The sequence below is a fragment of the Micromonospora sp. WMMD730 genome (assembly GCF_049178955.1).
GTDB lineage: Bacteria > Actinomycetota > Actinomycetes > Mycobacteriales > Micromonosporaceae > Micromonospora > Micromonospora wenchangensis.
This window is the reverse complement of the sequence record NZ_JBMHML010000002.1, coordinates 7337216-7362677: the sequence shown is the minus strand read 5'-3', so window position 1 is coordinate 7362677 and position 25462 is coordinate 7337216. Positions and strand designations below refer to the sequence as shown.

Annotated in this window: 27 protein-coding genes; 21 read left to right on the top strand and 6 right to left on the bottom strand. The window is 72.6% G+C overall.

The features are described 5' to 3' along the window. Positions 1-2: 2 nt before the first annotated feature. Positions 3-776, bottom strand: a complete 774-nt coding sequence (locus tag ACN265_RS31695) for a helix-turn-helix domain-containing protein (protein ID WP_421411011.1) — start codon at positions 774-776, stop codon at positions 3-5. Positions 777-1210: 434 nt separating this feature from the next. Here ACN265_RS31695 and ACN265_RS31690 point away from each other — a divergent pair, with 434 nt between their 5' ends. The 12 genes from ACN265_RS31690 (at position 1211) to ACN265_RS31635 (ending at position 13630) form a co-directional block, all read left to right on the top strand. After that, entirely contained in the window at positions 1211-2065 is an 855-nt protein-coding gene (locus ACN265_RS31690; protein ID WP_421411716.1) for a flavin reductase family protein, read from the top strand. A 264-nt stretch (positions 2066-2329) separates the two neighbouring features. Beyond that, the gene (locus tag ACN265_RS31685; protein WP_088643583.1) at positions 2330-2701 is read left to right on the top strand and encodes a DUF485 domain-containing protein; all 372 of its coding nucleotides are present in this window, start codon (positions 2330-2332) and stop codon (positions 2699-2701) included. Beyond that, on the top strand, positions 2679-4352 hold the full coding sequence (locus ACN265_RS31680; RefSeq protein ID WP_421411009.1) for a cation acetate symporter: 1674 nt from the start codon (positions 2679-2681) through the stop codon (positions 4350-4352). The genes ACN265_RS31685 and ACN265_RS31680 overlap by 23 nt, the downstream gene beginning before the upstream one ends. Before the next feature lie 162 nt (positions 4353-4514). Beyond that, positions 4515-5492: a GDP-mannose 4,6-dehydratase gene (locus ACN265_RS31675; protein WP_421411007.1), complete on the top strand. Its 978-nt coding sequence runs from the start codon at positions 4515-4517 to the stop codon at positions 5490-5492. Between the two features lie 77 nt (positions 5493-5569). After that, a complete protein-coding gene (locus ACN265_RS31670) occupies positions 5570-6799 on the top strand; it encodes an LCP family protein (protein WP_420116368.1) in 1230 nt (409 codons plus the stop codon). A gap of 259 nt (positions 6800-7058) precedes the next feature. Next, complete coding sequence (locus ACN265_RS31665) at positions 7059-8267, top strand: LCP family protein (RefSeq protein WP_357924687.1); 1209 nt, start codon at positions 7059-7061, stop codon at positions 8265-8267. Between the two features lie 197 nt (positions 8268-8464). Next, on the top strand, positions 8465-9406 hold the full coding sequence (locus ACN265_RS31660) for an LCP family protein (protein ID WP_421411004.1): 942 nt from the start codon (positions 8465-8467) through the stop codon (positions 9404-9406). Positions 9407-9482: 76 nt separating this feature from the next. Then, positions 9483-9818, top strand: a complete 336-nt coding sequence (locus ACN265_RS31655) for a rhodanese-like domain-containing protein (RefSeq protein ID WP_088643589.1) — start codon at positions 9483-9485, stop codon at positions 9816-9818. 10 nt (positions 9819-9828) lie between these two features. After that, complete coding sequence (locus tag ACN265_RS31650; RefSeq protein ID WP_421411002.1) at positions 9829-10620, top strand: glycerophosphodiester phosphodiesterase; 792 nt, start codon at positions 9829-9831, stop codon at positions 10618-10620. Between the two features lie 116 nt (positions 10621-10736). Beyond that, positions 10737-12194, top strand: coding sequence for an ATP-binding protein (locus tag ACN265_RS31645; protein WP_204925456.1), 1458 nt, complete (start codon positions 10737-10739; stop codon positions 12192-12194). A 54-nt stretch (positions 12195-12248) separates the two neighbouring features. Then, entirely contained in the window at positions 12249-12695 is a 447-nt protein-coding gene (locus tag ACN265_RS31640) for an ATP-binding protein (RefSeq protein WP_372444587.1), read from the top strand. A 53-nt stretch (positions 12696-12748) separates the two neighbouring features. Then, positions 12749-13630: a DUF5926 family protein gene (locus ACN265_RS31635; protein ID WP_204925457.1), complete on the top strand. Its 882-nt coding sequence runs from the start codon at positions 12749-12751 to the stop codon at positions 13628-13630. Positions 13631-13662: 32 nt separating this feature from the next. Here the strand turns inward: ACN265_RS31635 and ACN265_RS31630 are convergent, their stop codons facing one another. Further along, positions 13663-14880, bottom strand: coding sequence for an arginine deiminase (locus ACN265_RS31630; protein WP_204925458.1), 1218 nt, complete (start codon positions 14878-14880; stop codon positions 13663-13665). Positions 14881-15044: 164 nt separating this feature from the next. On the opposite strand from ACN265_RS31630, the gene ACN265_RS31625 reads away from it, so the two are divergent. From ACN265_RS31625 to pheA, 4 genes are all read left to right on the top strand, one after another. Beyond that, entirely contained in the window at positions 15045-15782 is a 738-nt protein-coding gene (locus ACN265_RS31625) for a hypothetical protein (protein WP_204925459.1), read from the top strand. A gap of 175 nt (positions 15783-15957) precedes the next feature. Beyond that, positions 15958-16416: a hypothetical protein gene (locus ACN265_RS31620; protein WP_204925460.1), complete on the top strand. Its 459-nt coding sequence runs from the start codon at positions 15958-15960 to the stop codon at positions 16414-16416. Between the two features lie 179 nt (positions 16417-16595). Continuing rightward, positions 16596-17147 carry a hypothetical protein gene (locus ACN265_RS31615; protein ID WP_421410999.1) on the top strand — a complete coding sequence of 184 codons (552 nt, stop codon included), beginning with the start codon at positions 16596-16598 and terminating at the stop codon, positions 17145-17147. Between the two features lie 10 nt (positions 17148-17157). After that, entirely contained in the window at positions 17158-18114 is a 957-nt protein-coding gene (gene pheA, locus ACN265_RS31610) for a prephenate dehydratase (RefSeq protein ID WP_204925461.1), read from the top strand. Between the two features lie 114 nt (positions 18115-18228). Here the strand turns inward: pheA and ACN265_RS31605 are convergent, their stop codons facing one another. The 3 genes from ACN265_RS31605 to ACN265_RS31595 all read right to left on the bottom strand — a co-directional run bounded on the left by ACN265_RS31605 (position 18229) and on the right by ACN265_RS31595 (position 19981). Continuing rightward, positions 18229-18948: an AIM24 family protein gene (locus ACN265_RS31605; RefSeq protein WP_088643597.1), complete on the bottom strand. Its 720-nt coding sequence runs from the start codon at positions 18946-18948 to the stop codon at positions 18229-18231. Between the two features lie 151 nt (positions 18949-19099). Beyond that, the gene (locus ACN265_RS31600; protein WP_204925639.1) at positions 19100-19444 is read right to left on the bottom strand and encodes a metallopeptidase family protein; all 345 of its coding nucleotides are present in this window, start codon (positions 19442-19444) and stop codon (positions 19100-19102) included. A 108-nt stretch (positions 19445-19552) separates the two neighbouring features. Then, entirely contained in the window at positions 19553-19981 is a 429-nt protein-coding gene (locus ACN265_RS31595; protein WP_088643598.1) for an OsmC family protein, read from the bottom strand. 153 nt (positions 19982-20134) lie between these two features. On the opposite strand from ACN265_RS31595, the gene ACN265_RS31590 reads away from it, so the two are divergent. The 3 genes from ACN265_RS31590 to ACN265_RS31580 all read left to right on the top strand — a co-directional run bounded on the left by ACN265_RS31590 (position 20135) and on the right by ACN265_RS31580 (position 22683). Beyond that, positions 20135-20863 carry a hypothetical protein gene (locus tag ACN265_RS31590; protein WP_357924700.1) on the top strand — a complete coding sequence of 243 codons (729 nt, stop codon included), beginning with the start codon at positions 20135-20137 and terminating at the stop codon, positions 20861-20863. A 186-nt stretch (positions 20864-21049) separates the two neighbouring features. Then, positions 21050-21871, top strand: coding sequence for an HAD family hydrolase (locus ACN265_RS31585; protein WP_421410996.1), 822 nt, complete (start codon positions 21050-21052; stop codon positions 21869-21871). Continuing rightward, entirely contained in the window at positions 21871-22683 is an 813-nt protein-coding gene (locus ACN265_RS31580) for an HAD family hydrolase (protein WP_204925464.1), read from the top strand. The genes ACN265_RS31585 and ACN265_RS31580 overlap by 1 nt, the downstream gene beginning before the upstream one ends. Before the next feature lie 2 nt (positions 22684-22685). Here ACN265_RS31580 and ACN265_RS31575 read toward each other — a convergent pair whose 3' ends face one another. Continuing rightward, positions 22686-23276 (bottom strand): bacterial proteasome activator family protein, encoded by a 591-nt coding sequence (locus ACN265_RS31575; RefSeq protein WP_204925465.1) that lies wholly within the window; start codon positions 23274-23276, stop codon positions 22686-22688. A 71-nt stretch (positions 23277-23347) separates the two neighbouring features. Between ACN265_RS31575 and ACN265_RS31570 the strand changes: the two genes are divergently transcribed. Both ACN265_RS31570 and ACN265_RS31565 read left to right on the top strand, forming a co-directional pair. Then, positions 23348-24193: an alpha/beta hydrolase family protein gene (locus ACN265_RS31570; protein ID WP_421410992.1), complete on the top strand. Its 846-nt coding sequence runs from the start codon at positions 23348-23350 to the stop codon at positions 24191-24193. A 29-nt stretch (positions 24194-24222) separates the two neighbouring features. Then, positions 24223-25437, top strand: a complete 1215-nt coding sequence (locus ACN265_RS31565; protein WP_421410990.1) for an ABC transporter substrate-binding protein — start codon at positions 24223-24225, stop codon at positions 25435-25437. The last annotated feature ends 25 nt before the right edge of the window (positions 25438-25462 follow it).

Sequence of the window (25462 nt, the reverse complement as noted above, 5' to 3'; positions counted from 1 at the left end):
GGTCATGGCGTCACCTTCAGCTTGTTGACCAGATCGAGCGAGGCGCGCTCGGCCAGCGCCTCACCCAACAGACTCTCCCACTTGCGCAGCATCAGTCGAATCCATTCCGGATGGTCCGCGATCTGCCCCCGGGCGGTGTTGTCCAGACACAGGACCTGCTCGCTCCCGGGCAGCTCCGCCAGCACGAAGCCACCGCCCAGCGAGACGTGCGCACCGGCATCGAGCGGCAGCACATGGAGTCGCACGTGGGGCAGCTCAGCAGCCTCCAGCAGCCGTCCGAGCTGCCGGTCCATCACCGCAGGCCCACCGATCGACCGCCGCAGTGCGCTCTCGTCGATGACGAAGACGAACTCGGGTGGGTCGTCCCGGCTCAGCACCGCCTGTCGGCTCATCCGGAGCGCGAGCAGTTCCTCCACCCGCTCGTCCCGCTGGAGCCCGCCGGCCGAGAAGACGGCCCGCGCGTAGTCCTCGGTCTGGAGCAGCCCGGGTACCAGACACGGCTCGAAGTTTCGCAGCCGGACCGCCTGGGCCTCGTAGCTCTGCCAGGGCAGGAACCATGATGGTGCCCGTTCCCCCTCGTGGTCGGTGAGGAGGCCGCCGGTGCCGAGGGCTTCGTCGGTCGCGACGGCGAACTCCATGGTCGGGCGGCGGCGACCGGTCTCGATCGCGGCGATCAGCGACGGGCTCCACTTGACCAGGCCGGCCAGGGCCTCCTGGGACACCCCGGCACCGGCCCTGGCCGCCTTCAACGCCCGGACCCACATCTCGAAGTCCATCACTCACCTATCTGGTAAGTACGCGAACGCGCTCCGTAGTAACCGCTGGCATCCTCTCCTGCTCCGGTCACCGAGTCCAGGGTGGAGGGCACGCGGCCCGGTCGGTGGAGGCAGCGTCCCGGCGACCGGTCCTGCGCGGGTCGCCCCGGTCGACTCCGGCCGGGGCGACCCCACACCCGCGAAGGAGACTTCCGTGCCGGAGCCACGTCGCCGGCCCACCCGGTCGAGACCATCGATCCGTTCGGCACCGCCTGCCGCTCGCCGCACCGCACCGGCCACGGCCACTCGCACTCCCCGCGCGAGGCGGCCCGGATCTTGGCGGGAAACGGCCCCCAGGGAGGCCGGAACTCTCCAAGATCCCTCCTGGCGTATCCGGGATGTCGGCGCGGCGAGGGGTGGAGCAGGTGGTGAGGCGGTTCGTGCCACATGTGGCGATGCGGCCGTTGTGGCGCTGCCGGGCGTGCGGCGCGCCCTGGCCCTGCCAGCCGGCCCGGCTCACGTTGCTGGCCGAGTACCGGGGCCAGCGGACCGCCCTGCTTGTCCACCTGGGCACGCTGATGATGGAGGCCGGCGACCAACTCGGCCAGCTCACCGGCCACGCCCGGCCGGCCGACCTGCACGAGCGCTTTCTCGGCTGGGCGCGCGCCCGGACCTCGTCCGGGCCCGGTGACCATCTCGGCCCGGACGGTACCGGATCGGCGTGGCGCGGGCGGTCGGGTGCGGACGATCATGGGACGTGCCGGGCGGCGGGGGCCACAATGTTTCACGTGAATCCAGAACCGGGTGCCGAGATCCACCACACCGACCCGTTCGCGGTGCCGACCGGGCAACGCTCGCCGGCCCGTCGGCTGCGGGGGCGGCTCGCCGCGCCGGTGACGCTCTGGACCGCTCCCGGCCCGGCCGGGCTGACCGTGTCGTCAACCCTGGTCGCCGAGGGCGAGCCGGACCGGCTGCTCGGCCTGGTCGACCCCGAGGCCGACCTGTGGACGGCGATCGAGGACGCCGGCCGGTTCGCGGTCGCCCCGCTCGGGCCGTCCCACCGGCAGCTCGCGGACCGGTTCGCCGGGCTCTTCCCCTCGCCGGGTGGGCTGTTCGCCACCGACGCGTGGACCGACACGCCCTACGGGCCGGTGCCCGCCGACGCCGGGAGCTGGGCCGGCTGCCGCCTGGACACCGCCCGGGAGTACGGCTGGGCCCTCCTCGTCGAGGCGACCATCGAGACGGTCGAGATCGTCGCCGACACCCCGCCCCTCCTGCACCACCGGGGCCGCTACCACCAGCTTCCCTGACCAGCCCCGCCCGTGCGGGGCTAGGTGGCGCCGCAATGTCACCGATATAGCGGCATCCTGGCCGGCGGATACCGCAACTCCGGCCCAGGAGGCTGGATCAACACGCGGTCACGCCGGTGAGCGGGGTGACGTGGGTCACTGGGCGCAGGTGGGGGACCGTTCGGCGCAGGGGACTGCCGGGATCGATCTGCACCTTTTCTTGCCGGCGGGCCGCTCTCTACGGTGCGCGAAACTCCCGATGCCTGTGAAGGTGGTGATCCACAGATGTCCACGGACACACCCACGCCCGCCCCGGCCGACTCGGCGGCGGAGCGTTATCTGGCCGTACAACGGTCGGACGAGTTCGTCGGGTTGCGCCGCGCGCTGCGCAGCTTCGTCTTCCCGATGACCGTCGCGTTCTTCCTGTGGTACGCGCTCTACGTGATCCTCTCCGCCTACGCGCGGGACTTCATGGGCACGAAGCTCTTCGGCAGCAACATCAACGTGGCGCTGATCTTCGGGCTGCTCCAGTTCGTCTCGACGTTCCTCATCGCCTGGCTCTACTCCCGGTACGCCGACCGCAAGCTCGACCCGACGGCCGACCGCATCCGCGCCGAGATCGGGGAGGTGAACCGTGAACACGGTCCTCGCGGTTGAGGCGGGCGGCGGCACCGCCCGCAACCTGACCATCACCCTGTTCCTGGTGTTCGTGGCGGTGACGCTGGCGATCACGATCTGGGCCAGCCGGCAGACCAAGACGGCCACCGACTTCTACGCCGGCGGCCGGTCGTTCTCCGGTTTCCAGAACGGCATGGCGATCGGCGGCGACTACATGTCGGCCGCGTCGTTCCTCGGCATCGCCGGCATCATCGCGCTGTACGGCTACGACGGCTTCCTCTACTCCATCGGCTTCCTGGTCGCCTGGCTGGTGGCGCTGCTGCTGGTGGCGGAGCTGCTGCGCAACTCGGGCCGCTACACGATGGCCGACGTGCTGGCGTTCCGGATGCGTCAGCGCCCGGTGCGTACCGCGGCGGCGGTCTCCACCATCACCGTGTCGATCTTCTACCTGCTGGCCCAGATGGTGGGCGCGGGCGCCCTGGTCGCGCTGCTGCTGGGGATCAAGCCGGGCACGACGTTCCTGGGCATGGACGCCGACACCGCCAAGGTGGCCACCATCATCATGGTCGGCGCCCTGATGATCATCTACGTGACCGTGGGCGGCATGAAGGGCACCACGTACGTCCAGATCGTCAAGGCGTTCCTGCTGATGACCGGCGCGCTGGTGATGACCGTGCTGGTGCTGGCGAAGTACAACTTCAACCTGTCGGCGCTGCTCGGTGACGCCGCCGCCACGTCGGGCAAGGGCAGCGCGTTCCTCGAACCCGGGCTCCGGTACGGCGTCGAGGTGGCCGGCAACTCGACGCAGACCTTCTACAACAAGATGGACCTGCTGTCGCTGGGCATCGCCCTGGTGCTCGGCACCGCCGGCCTGCCGCACATCCTGATCCGCTTCTACACGGTGCCGACCGCCAAGGCGGCCCGCAAGAGCGTGCTCTGGGCGATCGGCATCATCGGCACCTTCTACCTGTTGACCCTGGCCCTGGGCTTCGGCGCGGCGGCGCTGGTCGGCGGCAAGGAGATCATCGCGCAGGACAAGGCCGGCAACACCGCCGCGCCGCAGCTCGCCGAGGAACTGGGCAAGACCTTCCTCGGCGGCGACCTGGGTGGGGCGACGCTGTTGGCGATCATCGCGGCGGTGGCGTTCGCGACCATCCTGGCGGTGGTCGCCGGCCTGACCCTGGCCTCGTCCTCCAGCCTGGCGCACGACTTCTACGCCAACGTGGTCAAGAAGGGGCAGACCTCCGAACGCCAGGAGGTCCGGGTGGCCCGGATCTCGGCCCTGGTCATCGGCGCGGTCTCGATCGCCCTGTCGATCTACGCGCAGAGCCTGAACGTGGCCTTCCTGGTGGCGTTGGCGTTCGCGGTGGCCGCGTCGGGCAACCTGCCGGCGATCCTCTACAGCCTGTTCTGGAAGCGGTTCAACACCTCGGGCGCGGTCTGGGCGATCTACGGCGGCCTGGTCTCGGCCGTGTTCCTGGTGTTCTTCTCGCCTGTCGTCTCCGGGGCACCCACCTCGATGTTCCCGGACCACGACTGGCAGTGGTTCCCGCTGTCCAACCCGGGCCTGCTGTCCATCCCGTTCGGGTTCCTCTGCGGCTGGCTCGGCACGGTGATCTCCAAGGAACACGACGAGGACAAGTACGCCGAGTTGGAGGTACGTGCCCTCACCGGCGCGGGCGCGCACTGAACGACCGGCACCACGGGCCCCCGACGCGACCGCTCGCGTCGGGGGCCCACCCGTCGGTCACCCCGGGGAGTCGTCCACCGGGCGGGGACGGGCGCAGGACGAGGCGCGCCCGGCCTCGGGTCGACCGGGCCCCGGGCAGCGGGGAGAAGTAGGCTGGCCGCCATGAAGGTTGCCCAGCGGTTCGGAAACGGTCACCGCGTCCTGGTCACCGGCGGTGCCGGGTTCGTGCCGTCACACCTGGCGGACGCCCTGGTCGAGCGCGGGTGCACGGTGGTCGCACTGGACAACTTCGTCACCGGTTCCAAGGACAACGTCGCGCACCTGGCCGAGCATCCCCGGTTCACCCTGGTCGAGGCGGACATCTCCGACGGCCTGCCCACCCACCACCCGGCCCTGGCGCAGCGGTTCGACGCGATCATGCACATGGCGTCCCCGGCCAGCCCGACCGACTTCGAGAAGCTGCCGGTGGAGATCCTCCGGGTCGGTTCGGTGGGCACCCTGCACCTGCTCGACCGCGCGGTCGCCGACGACGCCCGCTTCCTGATGGCCTCCACCTCCGAGGCGTACGGGGACCCGAAGGAACACCCGCAGCGGGAGACGTACTGGGGCAACGTCAACCCGATCGGGGTGCGCAGCGTCTACGACGAGGCGAAGCGCTTCTCCGAGGCGGCCACCATGGGTTACCACCGCAGTCGGGGGCTGGACGCGGCGATCGTCCGGATCTTCAACACGTACGGCCCGCGGATGCGCCCGGACGACGGCCGGGCGATCCCCACCTTCATCTCCCAGGCGCTGCGCGGCGAGCCGATCACCGTGCACGGCACCGGTGACCAGACCCGGTCGATCTGTTACGTCGACGACCTGGTGCGCGGCATCCTGCTGCTGCTCGACTCGACGCAGACCGGCCCGATCAACTGCGGCACCGAACACGAGATGTCGATGCGGCAACTCGCCGAGACGATCGTGTCACTCTCCGGCAGCACGTCACAGGTGACCTACGTCACCCGCAGCGCGGACGACCCGGAGATGCGCCGTCCCGACCTGACCCTCGCCCGGGACCTGCTGGGATACCAGCCGGAGGTCTCGCCCGAGGAGGGCCTGCGACGCACCATCGACCATTTCCGCGACCGGCTAGGGTAGCTCCCCCGCGCCACGCGGGACGGCCGGCGGGCTTCACATTCAGCGAACGCTCGACCCGCCTACGTACGCTGAAACGCATGTCAGCGACCTCGTCAGCCGGCGCCTCGCTCCCTTACCTGCACCGCGGCGCGGGCCGGGCCTCGGTGCCCGGCACCGACCGGGGCCCCACCGGGCGCGCCCGGGCGTCCGACGCGCAGTGGTACCCGTCGCACCAGGAGAGTCAGCCCCGGTCGGGCGGGCCGGGCGGTCCCGGCACACCCTCGGGGCCGGGCGGGCCGGGGAACTACGGCCGGCGTGGACCGCGCCCGCGCTGGGGGCGGATCGCCCTGGTGGCCGGTGTGACGGTGCTGGTGGTGGCGCTGCTCGGTGGGATCGGGGCCTGGTTCTACACCCGCAACCTCAACGAGGACCTGGCCCGCACCGACCCGTTCTCGGAGATCACCGGTGGCCGGCCGGCGAAGGCGGTCAACGGGGCGCTCAACATCCTGCTGGTCGGCACGGACTCGCGGGACCCGGATGCGGCGGTCGACAAGCCCGGCGAGTGGCGGGCGGACACGCTGATCGTCATGCACATCCCGGCGGACCACAAGTCGGCCTACCTGGTCTCCGTCCCGCGTGACCTGTACGTGCCGATCCCCGAGAACGCGGGCGCGGCCTGCGACTCCGGTCAGCGTGCCAAGATCAACGCTGCGTTCGCCTTCGGTGGCCTGCCGCTTGCGGTACGCACCGTGGAGTGCTTCACCGACGTCCGGATCGACAACGTGATGGCGATCGACTTCGGCGGCTTCAAGGAGGTCACCGACGCGCTCGGCGGGGTCGACCTGAAGGTGGAGCGGAGCATCACCTCGATCCACAAGCCGTACCGGAAGTTCACCAAGGGCACCATGCACATGGACGGCGCGACGGCCCTGGACTGGATCCGCCAGCGCAAGCAGTTCCCCCAGGGCGACTTCGCCCGGATGCGCCACCAGCAGGAGTTCCTGCGGGCGCTGATGGACAAGGCGGCCAGCACGGGCACGCTGACCAACCCCAAGAAGCTGAACGCGTTCCTACAGTCGGTGACCGCCGCGGTGACCGTCGACAACGACTTCTCCCTCGGCGACATGGCCATCCAGTTCCGCAACCTGCGCGGGGAGAACCTGACCTTCCTCACCAGCCCGAACAGCGGCAGCGACACCATCAACGGGGAGTCGGTGGTGGTCTCCGACCGGGAGAAGGCGCTGGCGATGTACAAGGCGATGTCCGCCGACACGATGGCGGACTGGGTGGCGGCCGACAAGAAGGCGGACGCCGGCAACGGCAACTGAGGCGTCGCCCGACGGGGGCGGGCGGTCACGGCCCGCCCCCGTGTGTCCGACAGATTTCGACGAACGTCATCAGAGGTCATTTCCGGAACGCTTGATCATCGGACGCCAACGGCCATCCGGTCGCATCGATTCGCCCGAACGGATGAATCATGGGGCTAAAGGTCAGGTTGTCTGGGATTTGTGCGTGTGACGACCTCGCCTTGCCGGGAAGCGGTACGTAAAGTGGTCCCGCCCCCCGATCACGCGAGCTGGAGCACGCATGCCGGTTCAGACCAGCCCCCGCCCATCGCCGCCGAGCGCCGACCCCTACCGGGCGTCGGCCGCCGTCCCGTCAACGGGCGGTCGCGGCGGTCGGCCCTCCGCCACGGCCCGCAAGCGCGCCCGGCGCAAGGACCCGCTCTGGGCGCGGCTGACCGTGGTCTTCGGCGCGGTGCTGATGCTGACCAGCGGTGTGGCGATCGTCGGCAGCAAGGCGCTGATCAGTCAGGCGACCGGCAACATCGCCCAACGCAACCTGCTCGGCGGGGCGGGCAAGACCGAGGCCGAGGGCGGCGCCAACCTCGACGGCCCGATCGACATGCTGCTGCTCGGCGTGGACGCCCGGGAGCGCTGGGCCGCCGACGACGTCCGCTCGGACAGCATCATCGTGCTGCACATCCCGGCCAGCCACGACCAGGCGTACCTGGTCTCGATCCCCCGGGACACCGAGGCGCAGATCCCGCCGTTCAAGAAGAGCGGGTTCAAGGGCGGCACCGACAAGATCAACGCGGCGTTCCAGGCCGGCGCGCGCAACGGCGGCGGCTGGGAGGGCGGCGCCCAGCTGATGGCCCAGACCATCAAGAACATGACCGGGGTCAGCTTCGACGGGGCCGCGATCATCAACTTCGGTGGCTTCAAGAACGTCATCGACACCCTCGGCACGGTGCGCATCTGCGTCAGCCACGAGGTGAAGTCGCACCACATGATGATGGTCGACGGCAAGCAGATGTGGAACGCCGACGCCAAGAAGACCGGCCGGCCGATGACCCCGGTGGTCTACAAGAAGGGCTGCCGGGAGATGAACGGCCTCCAGGCGCTCGACTACTCGCGGCAGCGCTACGGCCTGCCGAACAGCGACTACGACCGGCAGCAGAACCAGCAGCAGCTGATCAAGGCGATGGCCCGTAAGGCCACCGACAAGGGCATGATGACCAACCCGGTCAAGGTCAACCAGCTGATCAAGGCGGCCGGCAAGGCGTTCATCCTGGACACCGGCGGCGTACCGGTGGCCGACCTGGTCTTCACCATGCGCGGGGTCACCGCCAACGAGCTGACCATGCTGCGGACCAACGGTGGCACGTTCAACGGCAACGCCAACAACCGCGAGGCGCTCAGCCAGCAGACCCTGGACATGTTCCAGGCGATCAAGGAAGACAAGCTCGGCGAGTTCGTGTACGCCAACCCGAGCGTGCTGTCCACCCGGAAGTGACCGGTCGGTAGTCGCGGCGAACCGGCCCGGGAGCCGGCCGGCCCACCGTAGCCTGACGTGAGAGACATTCACGTTGCGGCCACGGGGAGGACGTCACGGCCAGGTCAGCGCGATCCGACCGGGGGCGGGGCACACCGCCTCCCGGCCGGCGCAGGGCACACTGGCCACGGGCCCTGCTCGGCGTCGGCCTCGCCCTGGTGCTGCTCGCCGGGCTCGCCGTGGTCGGGGTACGGCTGCTCGCCCACCGCTACGAGCGCACGGTCAGCAAGGAGCAACTGCTCTCCCCCGACGCCCGGCAGGCCCGCACCGAGCTGGACACCGGGCTCAACTACCTGATCGTCGGCTCCGACCGACGCCCCGGCGCGCCCGGCCCGGACCAGCGGTCGGACACCATCCTGATCGTGCACGTACCGCCCGGCCTGCGGCAGGCGTACCTGATTTCCGTCCCCCGGGACCTGCTGGTCGACATCCCCCCCGACGGCGCCGGCTACGCCGGGGGCCAGGACAAGATCAACGCAGCGTACGAGCACGGCGGCGGCGGCGAGGGCGGCACCCGCCTGCTCTCGGCCACCCTGACCCGGCTCACCGGCATCCGCTTCGACGGGGCGGCCCTGGTCGACTTCGCCGGCTTCCGACGCGTCATCGACCTGCTCGGCGGCATCCGGATGTGCGTCGACACCGAGGTCCGCTCGATCCACACCGGCGTCGTCTTCCCGGTCGGCTGCCAGCAGATGGACGGCGCACGGGCGCTGGACTACGCCCGGCAACGCTACGACCTGCCCAACGGCGACTACGACCGGCAGCGCCACCAGCAGCAGATGCTGCGGGCGATGATGGACCGCGCCGGCGAGACCCACCTGCGCACCGACCCGGTGCAACTCGACCGGGTGCTGCGGGCGGTCGGCAGCGCGCTCACCGTCGACACCAACGGCGTGCCCCTGGACGAGCTGCTGTTCGCCCTGCGGTCGCTGCCCGCCGACGCGCTGCGCGGGGTGCAGCTCCCGTCCTACCCGCAGACCATCGACGGCGTCTCGTACGTGGTGCTCGACAACGGCGGCGGCGGGCTCTTCGAGGCCGTCCGCACCCACCGGCTGCCCGACTGGTCCCGGGCCAACCCGCGCTGGGTCAACCGGCTCTGACCCCCATGCCGTCGACAGGTCGCCACGCCGAGCGCCGACGTGCCCTCGCCGGCACCGAGGATCTAGGCTTTCGACCGTGTTCGGATCCCAGGTTCCCAGTGTCCCCGTGACCGCGATCGACGACGACACCTACCTGCTCGACGTCCGCGAGGACGACGAGTGGGCGGCGGGCCACGCGCCCGGCGCGCACCACGTACCGATGATGGAACTGCCGGCCCGGCTCGCCGAGGTGCCCACCGACCGCGACGTCGCGGTGATCTGCCGCTCCGGCGGGCGCTCCGCCCAGGTCGTCGGCTACCTGCTCGGCAACGGCTGGGAGCAGGTCCGCAACGCCGACGGCGGGATGCGGCAGTGGGCGGCCGTCGGCAGGCCGGTCGTCACCGGGGACGGGCAGCCCGGCCAGGTCATCTGAGCGGCGCAGCATGGCTGATCCACTGGTCTTCGCGCACCGGGGCGCGTCGGCGGACCTGCCCGAGCACACCCTGGCGGCCTACCTGCGGGCCCTCGACGAGGGCGCCGACGGGTTGGAGTGCGACGTCCGGCTGACCCGCGACGGGCACCTGGTCTGCGTACACGACCGGCGGTTGAACCGGACCAGCAACGGTGACGGCCTGGTCAGCGCCCGCACCCTGGCCGAGCTGGAGACGCTGGACTTCGGCTCCTGGCATCCCGGCTGCGCCCCGGCCGACGGTGACGAGGCGCTTGACGACACGCACACCCGGCTGCTCACCCTGGACCGGCTGCTGACCGCCGTCCGCGACTCCGGCCGCCCGGTGAAGCTGCTGGTGGAGACCAAACACCCGTCCCGCTACCGGGGGGACGTCGAGCGCCGGCTGGTGACCATGCTGCGCAGGCACGGGCTGGCCGAGCCGGGCCCGGACGACCCGGTGCAGGTCACCGTGATGTCGTTCTCCCCGCTGGCGGTACGCCGGATGCGTGAACTGGCCCCGGCGCTGCCGACCGTGCTGCTGCTGGAGGTGCTGCCGCGCTGGCTGCGGCTCGGCCGGCTGCCGTTCGGGGCGCGGATCGCCGGGCCGGGCATCGGCCTGGTCCGAGCCCGCCCGGAGCTGGTGCCCACACTGCGCGCCGCCGGCCACCCGGTGTACGTCTGGACGGTCAACGAGCCCACCGACCTGGAGCTGGTCCTCGACGCGGGGGTGGACGGGGTGATCACCGACCGGCCCGCGCACACCCTGGCCCGGCTGGGCCGGTGACGCCCGGCTCACACCGGTCCCCGGCCGACGCCGGTGGTTCGGGCCGGCACCGGCTGCCGGAGCCGGGTGACCTGCGGGGGGTGCCCGAACCGCCCGGTACGGGGCAGACTCGGGGCATGCCGGAGCGCCCTGATCTCGCCACCCTCATCGCCGACCACGGCGCGGTGATCGAGATGATCAACTCAGGTGAGGCCGGACTGCCGGTGCTCACCTCGCTGCTCCGGGCGGCCCGCCCCACGCTCGGCGCGGACTGCGTGGCCTTCGTCGAGTTCGCCCCGACCGGCGGCCGGGTGATCGCCGCCAGCGGCTGCGCCGAGTGGAGCGTCGGCCGCCCGCTGCCCGCCTCCGACCCGGCCACCGTCTGCCTGCTCACCGGGCCCCGGGTCCGGCAGGCCCGGCTGGACCACCTCGACGGTCCGCTCGCCGCGGAACTGGTCGGCAACGGCCTGCGCCGCATGATCGTCGCCCGCGCCGAACTCAACGGGCTCACCGTCGGCACCCTGCACGCCCTCTACGCCGACGACGACGAGACCGAGGACCGCGTCCAGCACGCCACCCTCGGCTACCTCGCCTCCTGCATCGCCCACATGTACGGCGACCAGAGCGGCCTGCCGGTGCACGGCGACGGCCCGGTCGTCGCGGCCCTCGCCGACGGCCTGGCCGTGGTCGACCGGGACGGTCGGGTCCGGCTGTGGAACCCGGCCGCCACCCAGGTCACCGGGCGCAGCGCCGGTGACGCGATGAACCGCCCGCTGCCGTTCCCGCTCCCGCCCGCCGGCCAGGTGCTCGACCACCAACTCCCGGACGGGCGGTGGCTGCGGATCACCACCGGCGAGCTGGTCGGGCCGGGCACGCTGCGGGTGATCACCTTCCGCGACATCACCGACCAGCGACGCCGGGAGTCCGACCGGGACCTCTTCGTCGCGGTCACCAGCCACGAGCTGCGCACCCCGGTCACCGTGATCAAGGGATACGCCGACACCCTCACCGACCACTGGGAGTCGCTGACCGACCACGACCGGCGGCAGGCGGCCCGGGTGATCGGTCAACGGGCCAACGAACTGGCCCGGCTGGTCGACCGGCTGCTCACCTCGGCCACCGACGTACGCTCCGACGGCGAGCCGGCCGTCCCGTTCGACCTCGGTGAGGCGCTGCGCGCGGCGGTCCTGGACCTCCCAGGCGACCTGCGCCGACGCCTGTTCCTGCACGCGCCGGCCGACCTGCCCAAGGCCCTCGGGGACCGACGCAGCCTGACCACCGTGCTGACCGAACTGTGCACCAACGCGGGCAAGTGGGCGCCGGCGGACTCCCCGATCGAGGTGTTCGCGTCGGCCGACAACCAGACCGTGTCGTTCCGGGTGACCGACCGGGGGGTGGGCATCCGGCCGGAGCACGTCGAACGCGCCTTCGACAGGTTCTGGCAGGGCGAGTCCGGCGACCGGCGGGCCTATCCGGGTGCCGGGCTCGGCCTCTATCTCGTCCGCCGGATCGTTGAACAGCAGAATGGATGGGTATCCCTACGTCCACGCGACGGTGGCGGTACCGTCGCAGAGGTGCGGCTCCCCCGCGGGTGAGCCGCCCGGTGGGCCGGACGACCCACCGCGGGCACGGGCCGAGAAGGAGCCGGAGTGTCGACGGGACGAGCCGAGCGTGCGTGGTGTGTGGTGGTCCCCCACCACGCCACCGGCGCGCGGCTGGCCCGGCACCGGCTCGCCGACGAACTCGCCGACCTGGTGCCCCCACCGCTCCTCGCCGACCTGGTGGCTGTCCTGGCCGAACTGGTCGGCAACGCGGTTAGGCACGCCGACCCGCTGCCCGGCGGGGTGGTCCGGGTGGCCTGGCGGCTGCGCCCGACCCGGACCGGGCCGGGCCTGTCCGTCCGGGTGACCGACGGCGGCGCCGGGGCCGGCCCCCGGATGCGGTCCGCGGGCACGGACGCCGTCGACGGCCGGGGCCTGCACATCGTCGCCGGGCTGGCCAGCCGCTGGGGGGTCGACCGGGACGGTCTGGGGCAGAGCGTCTGGGCCGAGTTCGACCCCGCCGACTGCCGGCCGGACCTGGTCGCCGCCGGCTGACCGGGGCGGGTCCTTCCCCCACCGCCGCCCGCCGGCCTCTAGGCTGTCTCGCCGTGAGCAAGCGTCGAAAGAACCAGCGCGCCGAGACCGCTCCCCGCCGGGAGAAGATCCGGGACGTCTTCGTCCCCCGTCCGTTCGAGGGGCTGGTGGACGAGCCGGAGTGGATCGCCCTGCGCGAACTCGTACCGGCCGCCTCGGCACCGCTGCGGCTCACCCCGGACCTGGTGGAGGAGCACGGCGACCGCCCGGTCGTCCTGGCGACCGTGCTGCCGATGGCCGCCCCGGCGATGACCAAGCCGGACGGTCGGGTGTTCATCGGCCTGCAGCGGCACCAGCAGTCCGGCGACGTCTCCCGGGACCTGGCCGACGCGCTGCTCTGCGCGCTGCGTACCGAGCCGGGCGGGGCGGTGACGGTGCCGCCGCTGCCGGGTCCCGGCCCGCGCCTGCAGGACATCCTGGTGGACGGTCCGCTGGAGATCACGATGCACGACGGCTTCGAGTTCTGGCTCGACCCGGGCGCGGCCGACGACCCGACCGTGCAGGCGTCCCTGGAGCGGGCGAACGCGGCGATCTACCCGACCGTGAAGCTGGCCGCCGCGCGGGCCGCCTACTGGTGCCAGGTGCCGGAGAAGGCGCACGTGCGCTGGGTGCTCGGCGACGACGAGGACGCCGCGCTGGACGCGCTCTCCCGGCTCTCCGCCGCCGGTGCGCTCACCCTCGGCGAGGGCACGAAGTTCGCCGGCATGTTCCGGGCGCACGGCCGGCTGGCACCCGTGTGGGACCTGCCGGAGGACGTCCCGGCCGCCGAGTGGGAGGAGCCGGTGGCCGCGTTCGCCAAGCGGTACGCCGACGCGCTGGCCGAGAAGGAGCCGTTGGACGCCGCCGGCCGCCGGGCCCGTCAGGGCCTGCTCGGCCGCCAGCTCACCCTCCGCTAGCCCGCCGGCCGGGCCGCCCTGGGTGGGGCGGTTCAGCCGGCCGTCGGGTGCAGCGGCTCGCGGACCAGCGGGCAGGACATGCAGCGGGGGCCGCCCCGGCCGGAACCCAGCTCCGAACCGGCGATCGGGATGACCTCGATGCCGGCGCGCTCCAGCTGGGCGTTGGTCTCCACGTTGCGTTCGTAGCCGACGCAGAGCCGGGGGGCCAGGGCGAGGGTGTTGTTGCCGTCGTCCCACTGTTCGCGTTCGGCGGTCACCGGGTCCAGGCCGGTGTCGATCACCCGGAGCTGGTCGAGGTCCATCGCGTCGGCCGCCGCGCGCAGGAACGGCGCGGGGCCGTCCACCCGGGGCTCGCCGTCCGGCCCGGCGATCACCGTGTACGCGGACAGCGTGCTGGCCACGTTGGGGTACATCAGCACCGCGTCGACGTCGACCATGGTGCACACGGTGTCGAGGTGCATGGTGGCCCGTTCCTGGGCGATCGGCACCACCAGCATGGTGTGCGCCAGGCCGGCGGCGAAGACCTGCCGGGCCAGTCGTTCGGCACCGGCCGGGGTGGTCCGCTCGCCCACCCCGACGGCGAGCACCCCGGGGGCGAGCAGCAGCACGTCGCCGCCTTCGAGGTGTTCCAGGCCCGGGTGGTAGACGGTTCTGGTGCCGACGAAACGGGGATGGTGCCGGTAGATCGCGTCGGTCAGCGTGGTCTCCCGGCGGCGGGCCGGCATGGCGAGGCTGGTGACCCCGACCCGGTCGCCGATCCACAGTGACGAGTCCCGGGTGAAGAGCAGGTTGGGCAGCGGGTCGATGACGAACTCGTGGCGGTCCATCATCGTCCAGACCAGACCACCGGGACGCTCGGCGCTGATCCGCACCTCCTCGTGGGCGAGGCCGGCGATGAGCACGTCGGCGAGCGCGGCGGGGTCGAGGTAGGTGAGGTGGTCGGCGACCCGGCGGCGCAGGGTGTCGCCGAGCCGGGGCGACGCGAGCACCTGCTCGGTGAGTTCGGTGCGGGCCTCGGCGACGGCGAGCGTCTCGGCGAGCAGGGTGGCGAGGTAGAGCACCTCCACGCCCCGTCCGCGCAGCTCGGCGGCGAAGGCGTCGTGCTCCTCCTGGGCCCGGCCGACCCATGGGATAGCGTCGAAGAGCAACGAGTCGTTGTTGCGGGGGGTGAGGCGGGCAAGTTCCCGGCCCGGTCGGTGCAACAGCACCGTGCCGAGTCGACCGACCTCGCTGTCCACGTAGTGGGTCACCCCCGCAGCGTAGGACAGTGATGAACGATCTTCAGCGGAAGAACTGCGGATGAATATGGCATTCATCCGCACTCATTCCGGCGTTCCAACTTGCCGTACCCCCACAGTGGCGACGTAGGGTAGTGAGAACATAACTTTCGAGGGACCTTTTGCCGGAGGTCGCGATGACTGTCTTTCCCGCTCGTCGAGCCGTACCCACCCGGGCACTGCCGCCCGTGACGGTGCCGCACCCCCGTCCCGACGGGTCCGCGGCTCTCGACCCGGTACGTCCGACCCCACTGGAGTGGGCACGTCGACGTCGGGCCGAGCGGGGCGCCCGCCGGCTGGAGGCCGCCGGTGCGCGGGCGCTCGGTCAGCTCGACCACCTGGGCCCCGCCTGGCACGTCATCGAGTGGCCGCGCACCGACGTCGCCGACGTCCTGCGCGAGCACGGTCAGGACGAACGCGCCGGGTTCCTCGCCATCGGCCCCAGCGGGCTCTTCGCGGTCAGCATCGCCGACCACGGCCGGGCCCGGGTGCTGGTCGCCGGGGACGTGGTGCAGATCAACGGCAAGCGCCCGCCGTACGTGGCCGAGGCCCGGCGGGACGCCAAGCGGGCCAGCAAGGCGCTCACCCAGGCGGTCGGGCTGCCGATCCCGGTGACGCCGGTGCTGACGTTCGTCGGCTCCGGCGTCATCAGCGTCTACGGCCTGCCGAAGGACTGCATGATGGCGACCCACCGGGAGCTCGACCGGCTCCTCGTCGCCGGAGGCAACCGGATCAGCCCGGCCACCGCCGAGAAGCTGTCCCGGGTCGCCCAGGCCCCGCAGACCTGGCACAACGGCACTTACCGTCCCACCGGCGACTACCGGTGGTACGACGAGGGCCGAACGGCCGCTGACAAGCCGGCAGGTCGCCGGTAACGTCACCGGCGACGCCCCGCGGTACCGGTCCCCCCGACATGCCGGTCCGCGCCGTCGCCGGCCGCCCACCAGGGCACATGATCCATCCACCGGCGGCCGGTGGCTCCCGCGCGGTCGGCGACCGTCACGAAGACCGGCTAGCGTGGACAGACCGTCGGTGTACCTAGGAGGCGCGGTGGCCCACGTCGAACTCTCGCTCCCGGACGTGTTCGTGCCGGCGGCGCGGACGCCGACAGGGCCGGGGTGCGACAACGTCGGGAAGTGGTCGGCGAGCGTCTCGCACGCCGAGGAGCCCTGCCTGCTGATCGACGCCGACACCCTCGTGGTGGCCATCTCCGCCGCCGGCTGCGAACTGCTCTGCCTCGGCGCCCCCGAGGACGTGGTCGGCCTGCCGCTGCTCGAAGGAGGGCTGCGGCTGCTCGACTTCACCGCCGCCCGGCACGAGCTGCCCGAGCAGGAGACCGACAAGATCCCGCCGCTGCTCGCCCTGCACTCCGGTCGACTCGCCCGGGGGCTGCTGCGGGTGCAGCCCGCCGGCGACGCCAGCACCTACGCCACCGTCGACGCCGTCTCCACCCCGATGCTCACCGGCGGCTCGGTCACCGGTTCACTCACCTTCTTCTCCCCGATCTGACCGGCACCGCCCCACGCCGGCCCGCCCCGCGTCGGACGTCGCGCCGGCCTTCACCGGGCGGGCGGTTTTTCCTACGATGGGCTCACCCCACCGGCCACACGACCGGCCCCCTCCCACGGTCCGTGAGGCCGGACCCCGTCGCGACGCCCCCCGCGCCCGAAGCCCCCGAGGACCGGCCCGTGCCGCCTGACCCCGCCCACCGTCCCCCGTACCGGCGGCCGGTCGCCGCCCGGATCGCCGTGGCCCTGCTCGCGGTGTCGCCGTTCACCGGCTGCGCGGCCCCGCCCGAACCCCGACTGCCGGCCCCGGTCGCCCCACCCACGCCGGCCGTGACCCTGCCGCCGACGACGCCGCCCCCCGCCCTGCCGGTGACCCCCACCCTGCCGCCGACGACGACGCTGCCCAGCCCCACCGTCGCGACGGTCGCGGAGGCCTGTGCCGGCCGTCCCTCGGCCGACCGGGTGATCGGGTTGCTCCGCGGGAACGTGCTGCCCCGCGACGTGTCGGTGCGGGCCGTCGACGGGCCGCTGTGCGCCGACGGCTGGCAGTACACCGTGCTGTCGGTCAGCGGGCACGAGGAACTCCAGGCGGTCAGCCGGGGGGAGCCGGGCGCGCTGCGGCTGGTCACCGCCGGTACGGACGTCTGCTCGATCGAGGTGAAGGCCGTCGCGCCGCCCGCCATCCGGACGTTGGCCTGCGACACCGGGACCGGGCTGCCGCCGGGTGCGTAGGCTGGGCGGCATGCCCGGAACACCGCCTACCCGCTACGTCTACCTGGGCCCCGAGGGCACCTTCGCCGAGCAGGCGTTGCGCACCGTCCCGGCCGCCGAGCGCGGCAGTCGTACGCCCGCCCGCAGCGTCGGTGAGGCGCTGGAGAGCGTACGGGCCGGTGAGGCGGACGCGGCGCTGGTGCCGATGGAGAACTCGATCGGCGGTGCGGTCGGGGTGACCCTGGACGAGCTGGCCGAGGGGGACCCGCTGGTGATCACCCGCGAGGTGATCCTGCCGGTGGAGTTCGTGCTCGGCGCCCGCCCCGGCACCGACCTGGTCGGGGTGCGCAGCGTGGCCGCCCACCCGCAGGCGTCCACCCAGTGCCGCAACTGGCTGCGCGCGCACCTGCCCGACGCCACCGTGATCGACGTGCTGTCCAACGGCGCGGCGGCGGCCGGCGCGGCCGGCGGCGAGTACGACGCGGCGATCTGCGCCCCGATCGGGGCGGCCCGGCACCGGCTGACCCTGCTCGCCGACAAGATCGCCGATCACCCGGACGCGGTGACCCGGTTCGCCCTGCTGTCCCGCCCCGGCCCGCCCCCGCCGCCCACCGGCGACGACGTCACGTCGCTTGCCGTCTCCATCGCCCACGACCGGGTGGGCGCGTTGCTGTCGGTGCTGATGGAGCTGGCCGTGCGGGGGGTCAACCTGACCCGGATCGAGTCCCGCCCCACCGGGGAGGCGCTGGGCCGGTACGTCTTCTTCCTCGACTGCACCGGTCACGTGGCCGACGCCCGGCTCGGTGAGGCGTTGCAGGGGCTGCGGCGGGTCTGTGCCGAGGTGCGGTTCCTCGGGTCGTACCCCCGGCACCGGTGGGCCGACGCGGCGGGTGACCGGCCGGTCCCCGCGCCGGCCGGGCTCTCGGACACCGACTACACCGACGCGGCGGCCTGGCTGGCCCGGCTGCGCGCCGGCGAGCTGAGCTGAGCCCGCGCGACCGGGGCCCCGGCGGCGGTGCGGCACCGGGTGCGGACCGCACCGGTCCGGCCGCGCAGACGACCGTGGGGCGGTCCCGGCCGGGACCGCCCCACGTCGCGAAGATCAGCTGAGCAGGCCGCCGAGCAGGCCCTGTTGCTGCTGCTGGCCGCCGCTGCCCTGGACCGGCGGCTCCTCGGACGGCTGGACCACGACGAAGCCCTGGCCGGCGAAGCTCATGGTGAACGCCTCACCGGTGCTGCGGCCGAGCAGGGTGCCCAGGCCGAGCTGCTCGGCCCGGTGGTAGCCGGTCTGGAGGTTGGCCGACCAGCACACCGCCGCCTGCGGGTCGACGTAGGTGGGCGCGTCGACGTTGAGCACGACCGGGGTGCCCTTGGTGGTGATGGCGATCCGGCCGTAGCCGCTGAACACGCAGTTGAACAGGCCCGACGAGGCCATTCCCGCGCCGCCGACCATCTTGATGTCGTACGACAGGGTGGAGTCGAAGGCCAGCACGCTGGACCCGTTGATCGACAGCGCGTCGCCCGGCTCCAGGTCGATGATGTGCACGTCCTTGGCCAGCTCGGCCAGGAACACGTCGCCGTGGCCGCTGAGCTTCATCAGCGGCACGCCCTCGCCGGTGAGCCGCTGCTTGATGAACTTGCCGATGCCGCCCGAGCCCAACGCCTGGAACTGCACCTGCCCCTGGTAGGCGACCATCGACCCGACCCGGGCCATCGCCTCGCCGTTGAGTTCGATCTTCAACATCTTGGAGTTCTGCAGCCGCATGCCGGGCTGGGCGGACTCCTTCTCCAGGTTCTCCGCGGAGAACAGCGCGCTGCGCATTGGGTCTTCCTCCTGATTGGGGGTGTGCTCACCACACGGTAGGCAGCCCCCGCAACCCGTTGCATCGGCCGAGCGGCGGGCAAGCCCGGCTCCGCGCACGGAACCGGTCAGGTGCGCGCAGACGACCGGCCGGACGCGGCAAGTGGCGGGCTCAGCCCCAGCCCAACGCGTGCAACCGCTCGTCGTCGATGCCGAAGTGGTGGGCGATCTCGTGCACCACGGTCACCGCCACCTCGTCGACCACGTCGTCCTCGGTGGCGCAGATCCGCAGGATCGGCCGGCGGTAGATGAAGATCCGGTCGGGCAGCACGCCCGAGTAGTTCCAGCCTCGTTCGGTGAGCGCGTGCCCCTCGTAGAGGCCGAGCAGGTCCTCCCCGGGGGGCGGGTCGTCCTCGACCAGGATGACCACGTTGCTCATCAGCCGGAGCAGTTCCTCGGGCACCTCGTCGAGGGCCTCGCCGACCAGCTCCTCGAAGCGTTCACGGCTCATCTCCACGGGCACCTCACCCATTGTGCCCGACCGGCCGGCCGCCCACCGGTCCCGTAGCGCGCCGCCGGTACCCCGTCCGCGTCCGGCCCGCGGGCCGGACGCGGACGGGACGGATCAGGCGAGGCGGGCGGTGAGGCTGATCTGCGCGCCGGGGGAGAGCAGCCGGGAGATCGGGCAGCCCTCCTTGGCGGCCTCGGCCAGCTTGGTGAACTGGGCCTCGTCCAGGCCCGGGGCCTGGCCGACGGTCTCCAGGTCGATCCGGGTGACGGTCATGCCCGCGTCGGTCTTGTCGAAGTGCACCTTCGCGGTGGTCTCCACCGAGGTGCCGGACACCCCGGCGTCGGCGAGCTGCTTGGAGAGCGCCATCGAGAAGCAGCCCGCGTGGGCGGCCCCGATCAGCTCCTCCGGATTGGTCCCCTCGCCCTCCTCGAAGCGCGACTTGAAGGAGTAGTTCCCCTCCAGGCCACCCTTGCCGGTGCGGACGGTCCCGGCGCCCTCGGTGAGGTTGCCCTGCCAACGTGCGGATGCGGTACGGATAGGCATACCCGAACGCTAGTCGAAAGCCCCGCCCGCGGCGACCGACCCGGCGGGCCCGGCGGCGGCCGACGTACGGCGTTTCGGGGCGTCGGCGCTGCCGGGTCGGGGCGTACCGGCGTGGGATGATGCGGGTCAGGCCCGCGACGCGGAAGGTGGCCGATGTCCCAGGATCTCCCCATCCCGAGACAGGACGACCGCTCGGACGACACCCCCGTGCTGGAGTGGGGTGACCCCGCACGACCGGCCGGCGCACGGTTCGGGCACTGGCCCGCCGCGCTGCGCCGGGACCGGCGGCTGCCCCCGGTGCTGGCACTGCTCGGCGCGGTCGCCGCCACGGCGTCGATGGCCGGGGAGTGGCTGGTGATGACCGTGCCGAACGGTGGTCCGGAGGGCAGCGGCACCATCCGGGTGCCCGGTGGCGTGGCCGAGGTGGGCGGCTTCGGGATCGCCTACCTGGTGGGGCTCCTGCTGCTCAGCGTCGCGGTGGCGCTGACCCTGCGCGGGCGGCCGGCGGTCCGGCACGACGCCCGGGTGGCCGGGCTGGCGGTGGCGGGCGCCCTGGCGGTCCTGCTCACCGTCACCGCCTTCTCGTTGGACGACTCGGGCCAGCGGGCACTGTTCTACTCCCCGGAGGACGGGTTCCGGGTCGACTACGGCCGGGGCCTGGTGATGGCCTTCGTCGCGGTCGCGCTGGTCGGGGCGGCGCTGCTCACCGCCGTCGCGCAGCCGGACGGTCCGCCGGCCGACGCCGTCGGGCCGCGGGCCGACCCGGACGCGGTGGACCGGCACGGGGTCGACCCGGACGGGGACGACGAGCGGCCGGCCGCGCCCGCCGGCCTGACCGTCACCCCGACGGTCCCGTTCGCCCGCCGCGAACCGCACCCCTGAACCCGCCGGGCCCGAATCCGGTCAGCGTGACCGCGTCCCGGCCGAGGGCCGCGCGGCGGTCACCGGGCGTTGCCTGCTGATTCGCCCGGAAGCCATGGTTGCGACCCGGACGGCGAGGTACGGTTGCTGCCCGCCGTCACACCGGGTCGGACGACCGGTACGGACGGCGGCGGGCAAGGAGGAACGATGACCCGCCCGGGACTGCCCAAACTCATCGCCACCGACCTCGACGGCACGCTCGTGCGCAGCGACGACACCGTCTCGGCGTACACCCACGGGGTGCTCGACCGGGTGCGGGCCGCCGGTATCCCGGTGGTCGGCGCCACCGGCCGCGGCCCCCGGTTGAAGGAACTCACCCGCAACGACATCCGGGCCGCCGACTTCCTGGTGATGGCCGGTGGTGGCTGCGTGGTGGACCAGAGCGACCCGACCGGCCCGGTGGTGCTGCGCGACGAGCGCCTCTCCGCCGAGGTGCTGGCCGGTCTGCTGACCGACCTGGAGGCCGCCGTCGGCCCGCTGACCGTCATGGTCGAGGGGTCCGACGAGCACGACGCGCCGCTCTGGGGCGACTACCACCCGGCCTGGCCCTACCCGGAGCGGTTCGAGGCGCGGACTCGGGCGGAATGTCTCGCCCTCGACGTGATCAAGGCGTTCGTCCGGACCGCCGACCATGACGTGGACGAGTTGCTGGCCACCGCCCGCCGGATCGTCCCGCCGCAGGTCGCCACCCTCACCCAGGCCGGGCTCGGCTTCGTCGAGATCACCCCGGCCGGGGTGGACAAGGCCAGCGGGCTGACCGTGGTCGCCGAGCGGCTCGGCGTCGACCCGGCGGACGTGCTGGTCTTCGGGGACATGCCCAACGATCTGCCGATGTTCGCCTGGGCCGGCTGGTCCCGGGTGGCCGTGTCCAACGCGCATCCGCTGGTGCGGGCCGCCGCCGACGAGGTGACCCTGCGCAACGACGACGACGGGGTGGCGGTCTATCTCGACCGGCTACTCTCCCGGTGATGGCAGAGACACCACGGCTGGTCGCCAGCGACATCGACGGCACCCTGCTCGGCGACGAGCGCCGGCTCAGCGCGCGTACGGCGGCGGTGCTGGAGCGGATCGCCGCGGCGGGCACCCCCGTCGTGCTGGTCACCGGCCGCCCGATCCGCTGGCTCCAACTGGTGTACGACCAGCTCGCAGCCCCGCTGCCGGCGATCTGTGCCAACGGCGCGGTGGTCTACGACCCGGACACCGATCAGGTGCTGCGGGCCGACCCGCTGGCCCCGGAACTGCTCGCCGAGGTGGCCCGCCGGCTGCGGGCGGCGGTGCCGGAGGTCAGCTTCGCGGTGGAGATCGTGGACAGCCGGGAGATGCGGCACGAGGCGCACTACCCGCTGCGCTGGGACGCCGACCACGAGGCCATCCGGGCGGTCGAGTCGCCGGAGGAGCTGGCCTCGGTGCCGGCGGTGAAGCTGCTGGCCCGCGCCGGCACCCAGGACCCGGACGCCTTCGTGCAGGTGGTGGCGGGGGCCCTGGAGGGGCTGGCCGAGGCGACCCACTCGTCGTACAGCGGGCTGGTGGAGATCTCCGCCGCCGGGGTGACCAAGGCCGCCGGGCTGGCCTGGTACGCGGCCCGGGTCGGGGTGGCGCAGGCCGACGTGCTCGCCTTCGGGGACATGCCCAACGACGTGCCGATGCTCACCTGGGCGGGGCGCGCGGTGGCGGTGGCCAACGCACACCCCGCCGTGCTGGAGATCGCCGACGAGGTGACCGGGGCGAACACCGCCGACGGTGTGGCGGCGTACCTGGAGAAGGTCTTCGGGGTGGGCTGAGCTCAGAGGTACTGGCCGGTGTTGTGGCCCTCGCCACCGGGCTGGCCCATGCCGGGCATGCCGGGGATCATCCCGCCGCCGGGGCCGCTGGGCAGGGCGGGGCGGCCACCGGAGCGCATCTGCTCAAGCTGCATCCGGGCGGCCATCTGCTGGGCCACCAGGGTGGCCTGGATGCCGTGGAAGAGCCCTTCCAGCCAGCCGACGAGCTGGGCGTGGGCGATCCGCAGCTCGCCCTCGCTGGGCGCCTGGTCCTCGGCGAACGGCAGCGAGAGCCGTTCCAGCTCCTCGCGCAGCTCGGGGGCGAGGCCCTCCTTCAGCTCGACGATCGACCGCTGGTGGATCTCCCGCAGCCGGTGCCGGCTGGCGTCGTCGAGCGGGGCGGCCTTGACCTCCTCCAGCAGCTGCTTGATCATGCTGCCGATCCGCATCACCTTGGCCGGCTGCTCGACCAGGCGGGTCGGGTCCTCGCCGGCCTCGTCGGTCTGCATGGTGCCGACCGGGCGGCCGTCCGGGCCGACCACGACCAGGGTGCCCGACTGCCCGTCGGGGCGGCCCGGCTCGTCAGCTTGTCCAGTGGGGTGCGCTTCGGTCATGGCCCCATCCTTACCCACCCGCTCCCGTCGCACCCACCCGGACCGCCACCAGCCGCGCTACCGTCGCCGGCATGTCCCACGACCCCCGGGCGGTGCTCAGCCGGCCCGCCCCGCCGCCGGACCTGACCGTCGCCTACGGCGACCAGCCGGAGCAGCTCGTCGACCTGCGCCGGCCGGCCGGTGGTGGTCCGGTCCGGCCGCTGGTGGCGGTGGTGCACGGGGGCTTCTGGCGGGCCGAGTACGACCGCACCCACACCGGCCCGCTCGCCGCCGCCCTGGCTGAGGCGGGTTGGCCGGTGGCTCAGCTGGAGTACCGGCGCACCGGCCAGCCGGGCGGTGGTTGGCCGAACACGCTGACCGACGTCCGGGCCGGGGTGGCGGCGCTGCCCGGGTTGGTGGCGCAGGCGCTGCCGGGGCTGGTCGCGCCGGGGCCGCCGCTGCTGCTGGGGCACTCGGCGGGTGGGCAGCTCGCGCTGCACGTGGCGGCGCACGCTCCGCAGGACGTGGCCGGGGTGCTGGCGCTGGCCCCGGTCGCCGACCTCGCCGAGGCGTACCGGCTGGGGTTGGATTCGGGGGCGGTGGCCGCGCTGCTCGGCGGCGGCCCGGCCGAACACCCGCAGCGGTACGCGGTGGCCGACCCCTGCCTTTCGGTGCCGCAACGGACACGGACGGTGATCCTGCACGGCGGTGGGGACCGCCAGGTACCGGCCGCCCTGAGCAGGTCATATGCTGCCACCGCACGGGCCGCCGGCGCCCCGGTCACCCTCATTGAGCTGCCGGAATGCGAGCACTTCGGGTTGATCGACCCGCTCTCGGCGGCCTGGCCCCAGGTAAGGGCTGCGTTGCAGTCGTTGCTTGAAGATCAAGATCCATTGACGCAGGGTCGCCCACCAGGTAGAACGCCGGAGGGGCGGTGACGCCCGGCAATGCTCCCGGAAGGATTTCGGTGTCGCAGATGAACCGCAGGCGGGCCCTTCAACTGCTGGCCGCGCTCGGCACGACCGGACTCGTCGCCGCCTGCGGCACGGACGACACCGAGACGCCGGCCCCGGGCAAGCCGATCAAGATCGGGCTGATCCGGCCGGAGAACGGCGACGGCAAGACGATCGGCATCGACATCGAGAACGGCTTCCAGCTCTTCCTGGCGATGAACGGGCAGCAGCTCGGCGGCCACCCGACGACGGTGGTGGCCGTCGACGAGGGCGACAACGCCAAGAGCGGCCAGGCCGCCGTCGACAACCTGCTCGCCCAGAACGTGCTCGCCATGACCGGCGTGGTCAACTCGACAGTGATGTCCGGCATCAGGGACGCGGTGGAGAAGGCCCGGGTGCCGCTCATCGGGTCCAACGCCTCCCCGCCCAGCCTGCAGAGCGTCGTCTACATCTGGCGGACGTCGTACGTGCTGGACGAGCCCGGCCGGGCGCTCGGGTCGTACCTGCGGCGAACATTTCCCGCCGGAAGCCGGCTCGCCATCGTCGCCCCCGAGGGCACCGCCAGCCAGGACGTGATCAACGGCTTCCGGGACGGCTTCGGCACCGACGACCCCCGGATCATCGGTGACCCCATCCTCACCACCGCCAACCCCGCCCCCGGCGACAACGAGTTCCGCGCGCAGATCGACGAGGCGCTCAGCCGCCAGCCGGACGGAATCTTCTGCTTCTACTCCGGCACCGCAGGTGAGCAGTTCATCAGGCAACTGCGTCGCAGCCGCTGGTTCGGTGACATCTACGCGCCCGGCTTCCTGACCGAGGGCAACATCCTCACCGACCTGCGGTCGACCCTGGTCAACGCGGACGAGAGCCTCAAGGCCGGCACCATCCAGACCGCGCTGAACTACTCGGCCGACCTGAACAACAACGCCAACCGGATCTTCGCCTCGGCCTACCGGAAGACCTACAACGTCTCGCCCACCACCTACGCGATGGCCTCGTACGACGCCGCGCAGGTGCTCGACAAGGCGATCCGGCTGGCCGGTGCCGAGCCGACCGCGCAGCAGGTCAACCTGGCGCTGGGCAAGATCGGTCAGATCGACAGCCCGCGCGGCCCGTGGCAGTTCAACCAGCCGCGCACCCCGCAGCAGAAGTGGTACCTGCGCAAGGTGCAGTTCGACGGCCGGCTGCTCTCCAACGTCCTGATCAACGAGATCGCCACCCTGGGCTGAGCCGGCCGGCCCCGGTCGGGCCGGC

Excerpts from the sequence above, each read along its gene's own strand:
- ACN265_RS31695 (WP_421411011.1), bottom strand. The coding sequence starts at position 776 with ATGGACTTCGAGATGTGGGTCCGGGCGTTGAAGGCGGCCAGGGCCGGT.
- ACN265_RS31690 (WP_421411716.1), top strand. The coding sequence starts at position 1,211 with ATGCGGCCGTTGTGGCGCTGCCGGGCGTGCGGCGCGCCCTGGCCCTGC.
- ACN265_RS31685 (WP_088643583.1), top strand. The coding sequence starts at position 2,330 with ATGTCCACGGACACACCCACGCCCGCCCCGGCCGACTCGGCGGCGGAG.
- ACN265_RS31675 (WP_421411007.1), top strand. The coding sequence starts at position 4,515 with ATGAAGGTTGCCCAGCGGTTCGGAAACGGTCACCGCGTCCTGGTCACC.
- ACN265_RS31670 (WP_420116368.1), top strand. The coding sequence starts at position 5,570 with ATGTCAGCGACCTCGTCAGCCGGCGCCTCGCTCCCTTACCTGCACCGC.
- ACN265_RS31665 (WP_357924687.1), top strand. The coding sequence starts at position 7,059 with ATGCCGGTTCAGACCAGCCCCCGCCCATCGCCGCCGAGCGCCGACCCC.
- ACN265_RS31650 (WP_421411002.1), top strand. The coding sequence starts at position 9,829 with ATGGCTGATCCACTGGTCTTCGCGCACCGGGGCGCGTCGGCGGACCTG.
- ACN265_RS31645 (WP_204925456.1), top strand. The coding sequence starts at position 10,737 with ATGCCGGAGCGCCCTGATCTCGCCACCCTCATCGCCGACCACGGCGCG.
- ACN265_RS31625 (WP_204925459.1), top strand. The coding sequence starts at position 15,045 with ATGACTGTCTTTCCCGCTCGTCGAGCCGTACCCACCCGGGCACTGCCG.
- pheA (WP_204925461.1), top strand. The coding sequence starts at position 17,158 with ATGCCCGGAACACCGCCTACCCGCTACGTCTACCTGGGCCCCGAGGGC.
- ACN265_RS31605 (WP_088643597.1), bottom strand. The coding sequence starts at position 18,948 with ATGCGCAGCGCGCTGTTCTCCGCGGAGAACCTGGAGAAGGAGTCCGCC.
- ACN265_RS31595 (WP_088643598.1), bottom strand. The coding sequence starts at position 19,981 with ATGCCTATCCGTACCGCATCCGCACGTTGGCAGGGCAACCTCACCGAG.
- ACN265_RS31590 (WP_357924700.1), top strand. The coding sequence starts at position 20,135 with ATGTCCCAGGATCTCCCCATCCCGAGACAGGACGACCGCTCGGACGAC.
- ACN265_RS31585 (WP_421410996.1), top strand. The coding sequence starts at position 21,050 with ATGACCCGCCCGGGACTGCCCAAACTCATCGCCACCGACCTCGACGGC.
- ACN265_RS31580 (WP_204925464.1), top strand. The coding sequence starts at position 21,871 with ATGGCAGAGACACCACGGCTGGTCGCCAGCGACATCGACGGCACCCTG.
- ACN265_RS31575 (WP_204925465.1), bottom strand. The coding sequence starts at position 23,276 with ATGACCGAAGCGCACCCCACTGGACAAGCTGACGAGCCGGGCCGCCCC.
- ACN265_RS31570 (WP_421410992.1), top strand. The coding sequence starts at position 23,348 with ATGTCCCACGACCCCCGGGCGGTGCTCAGCCGGCCCGCCCCGCCGCCG.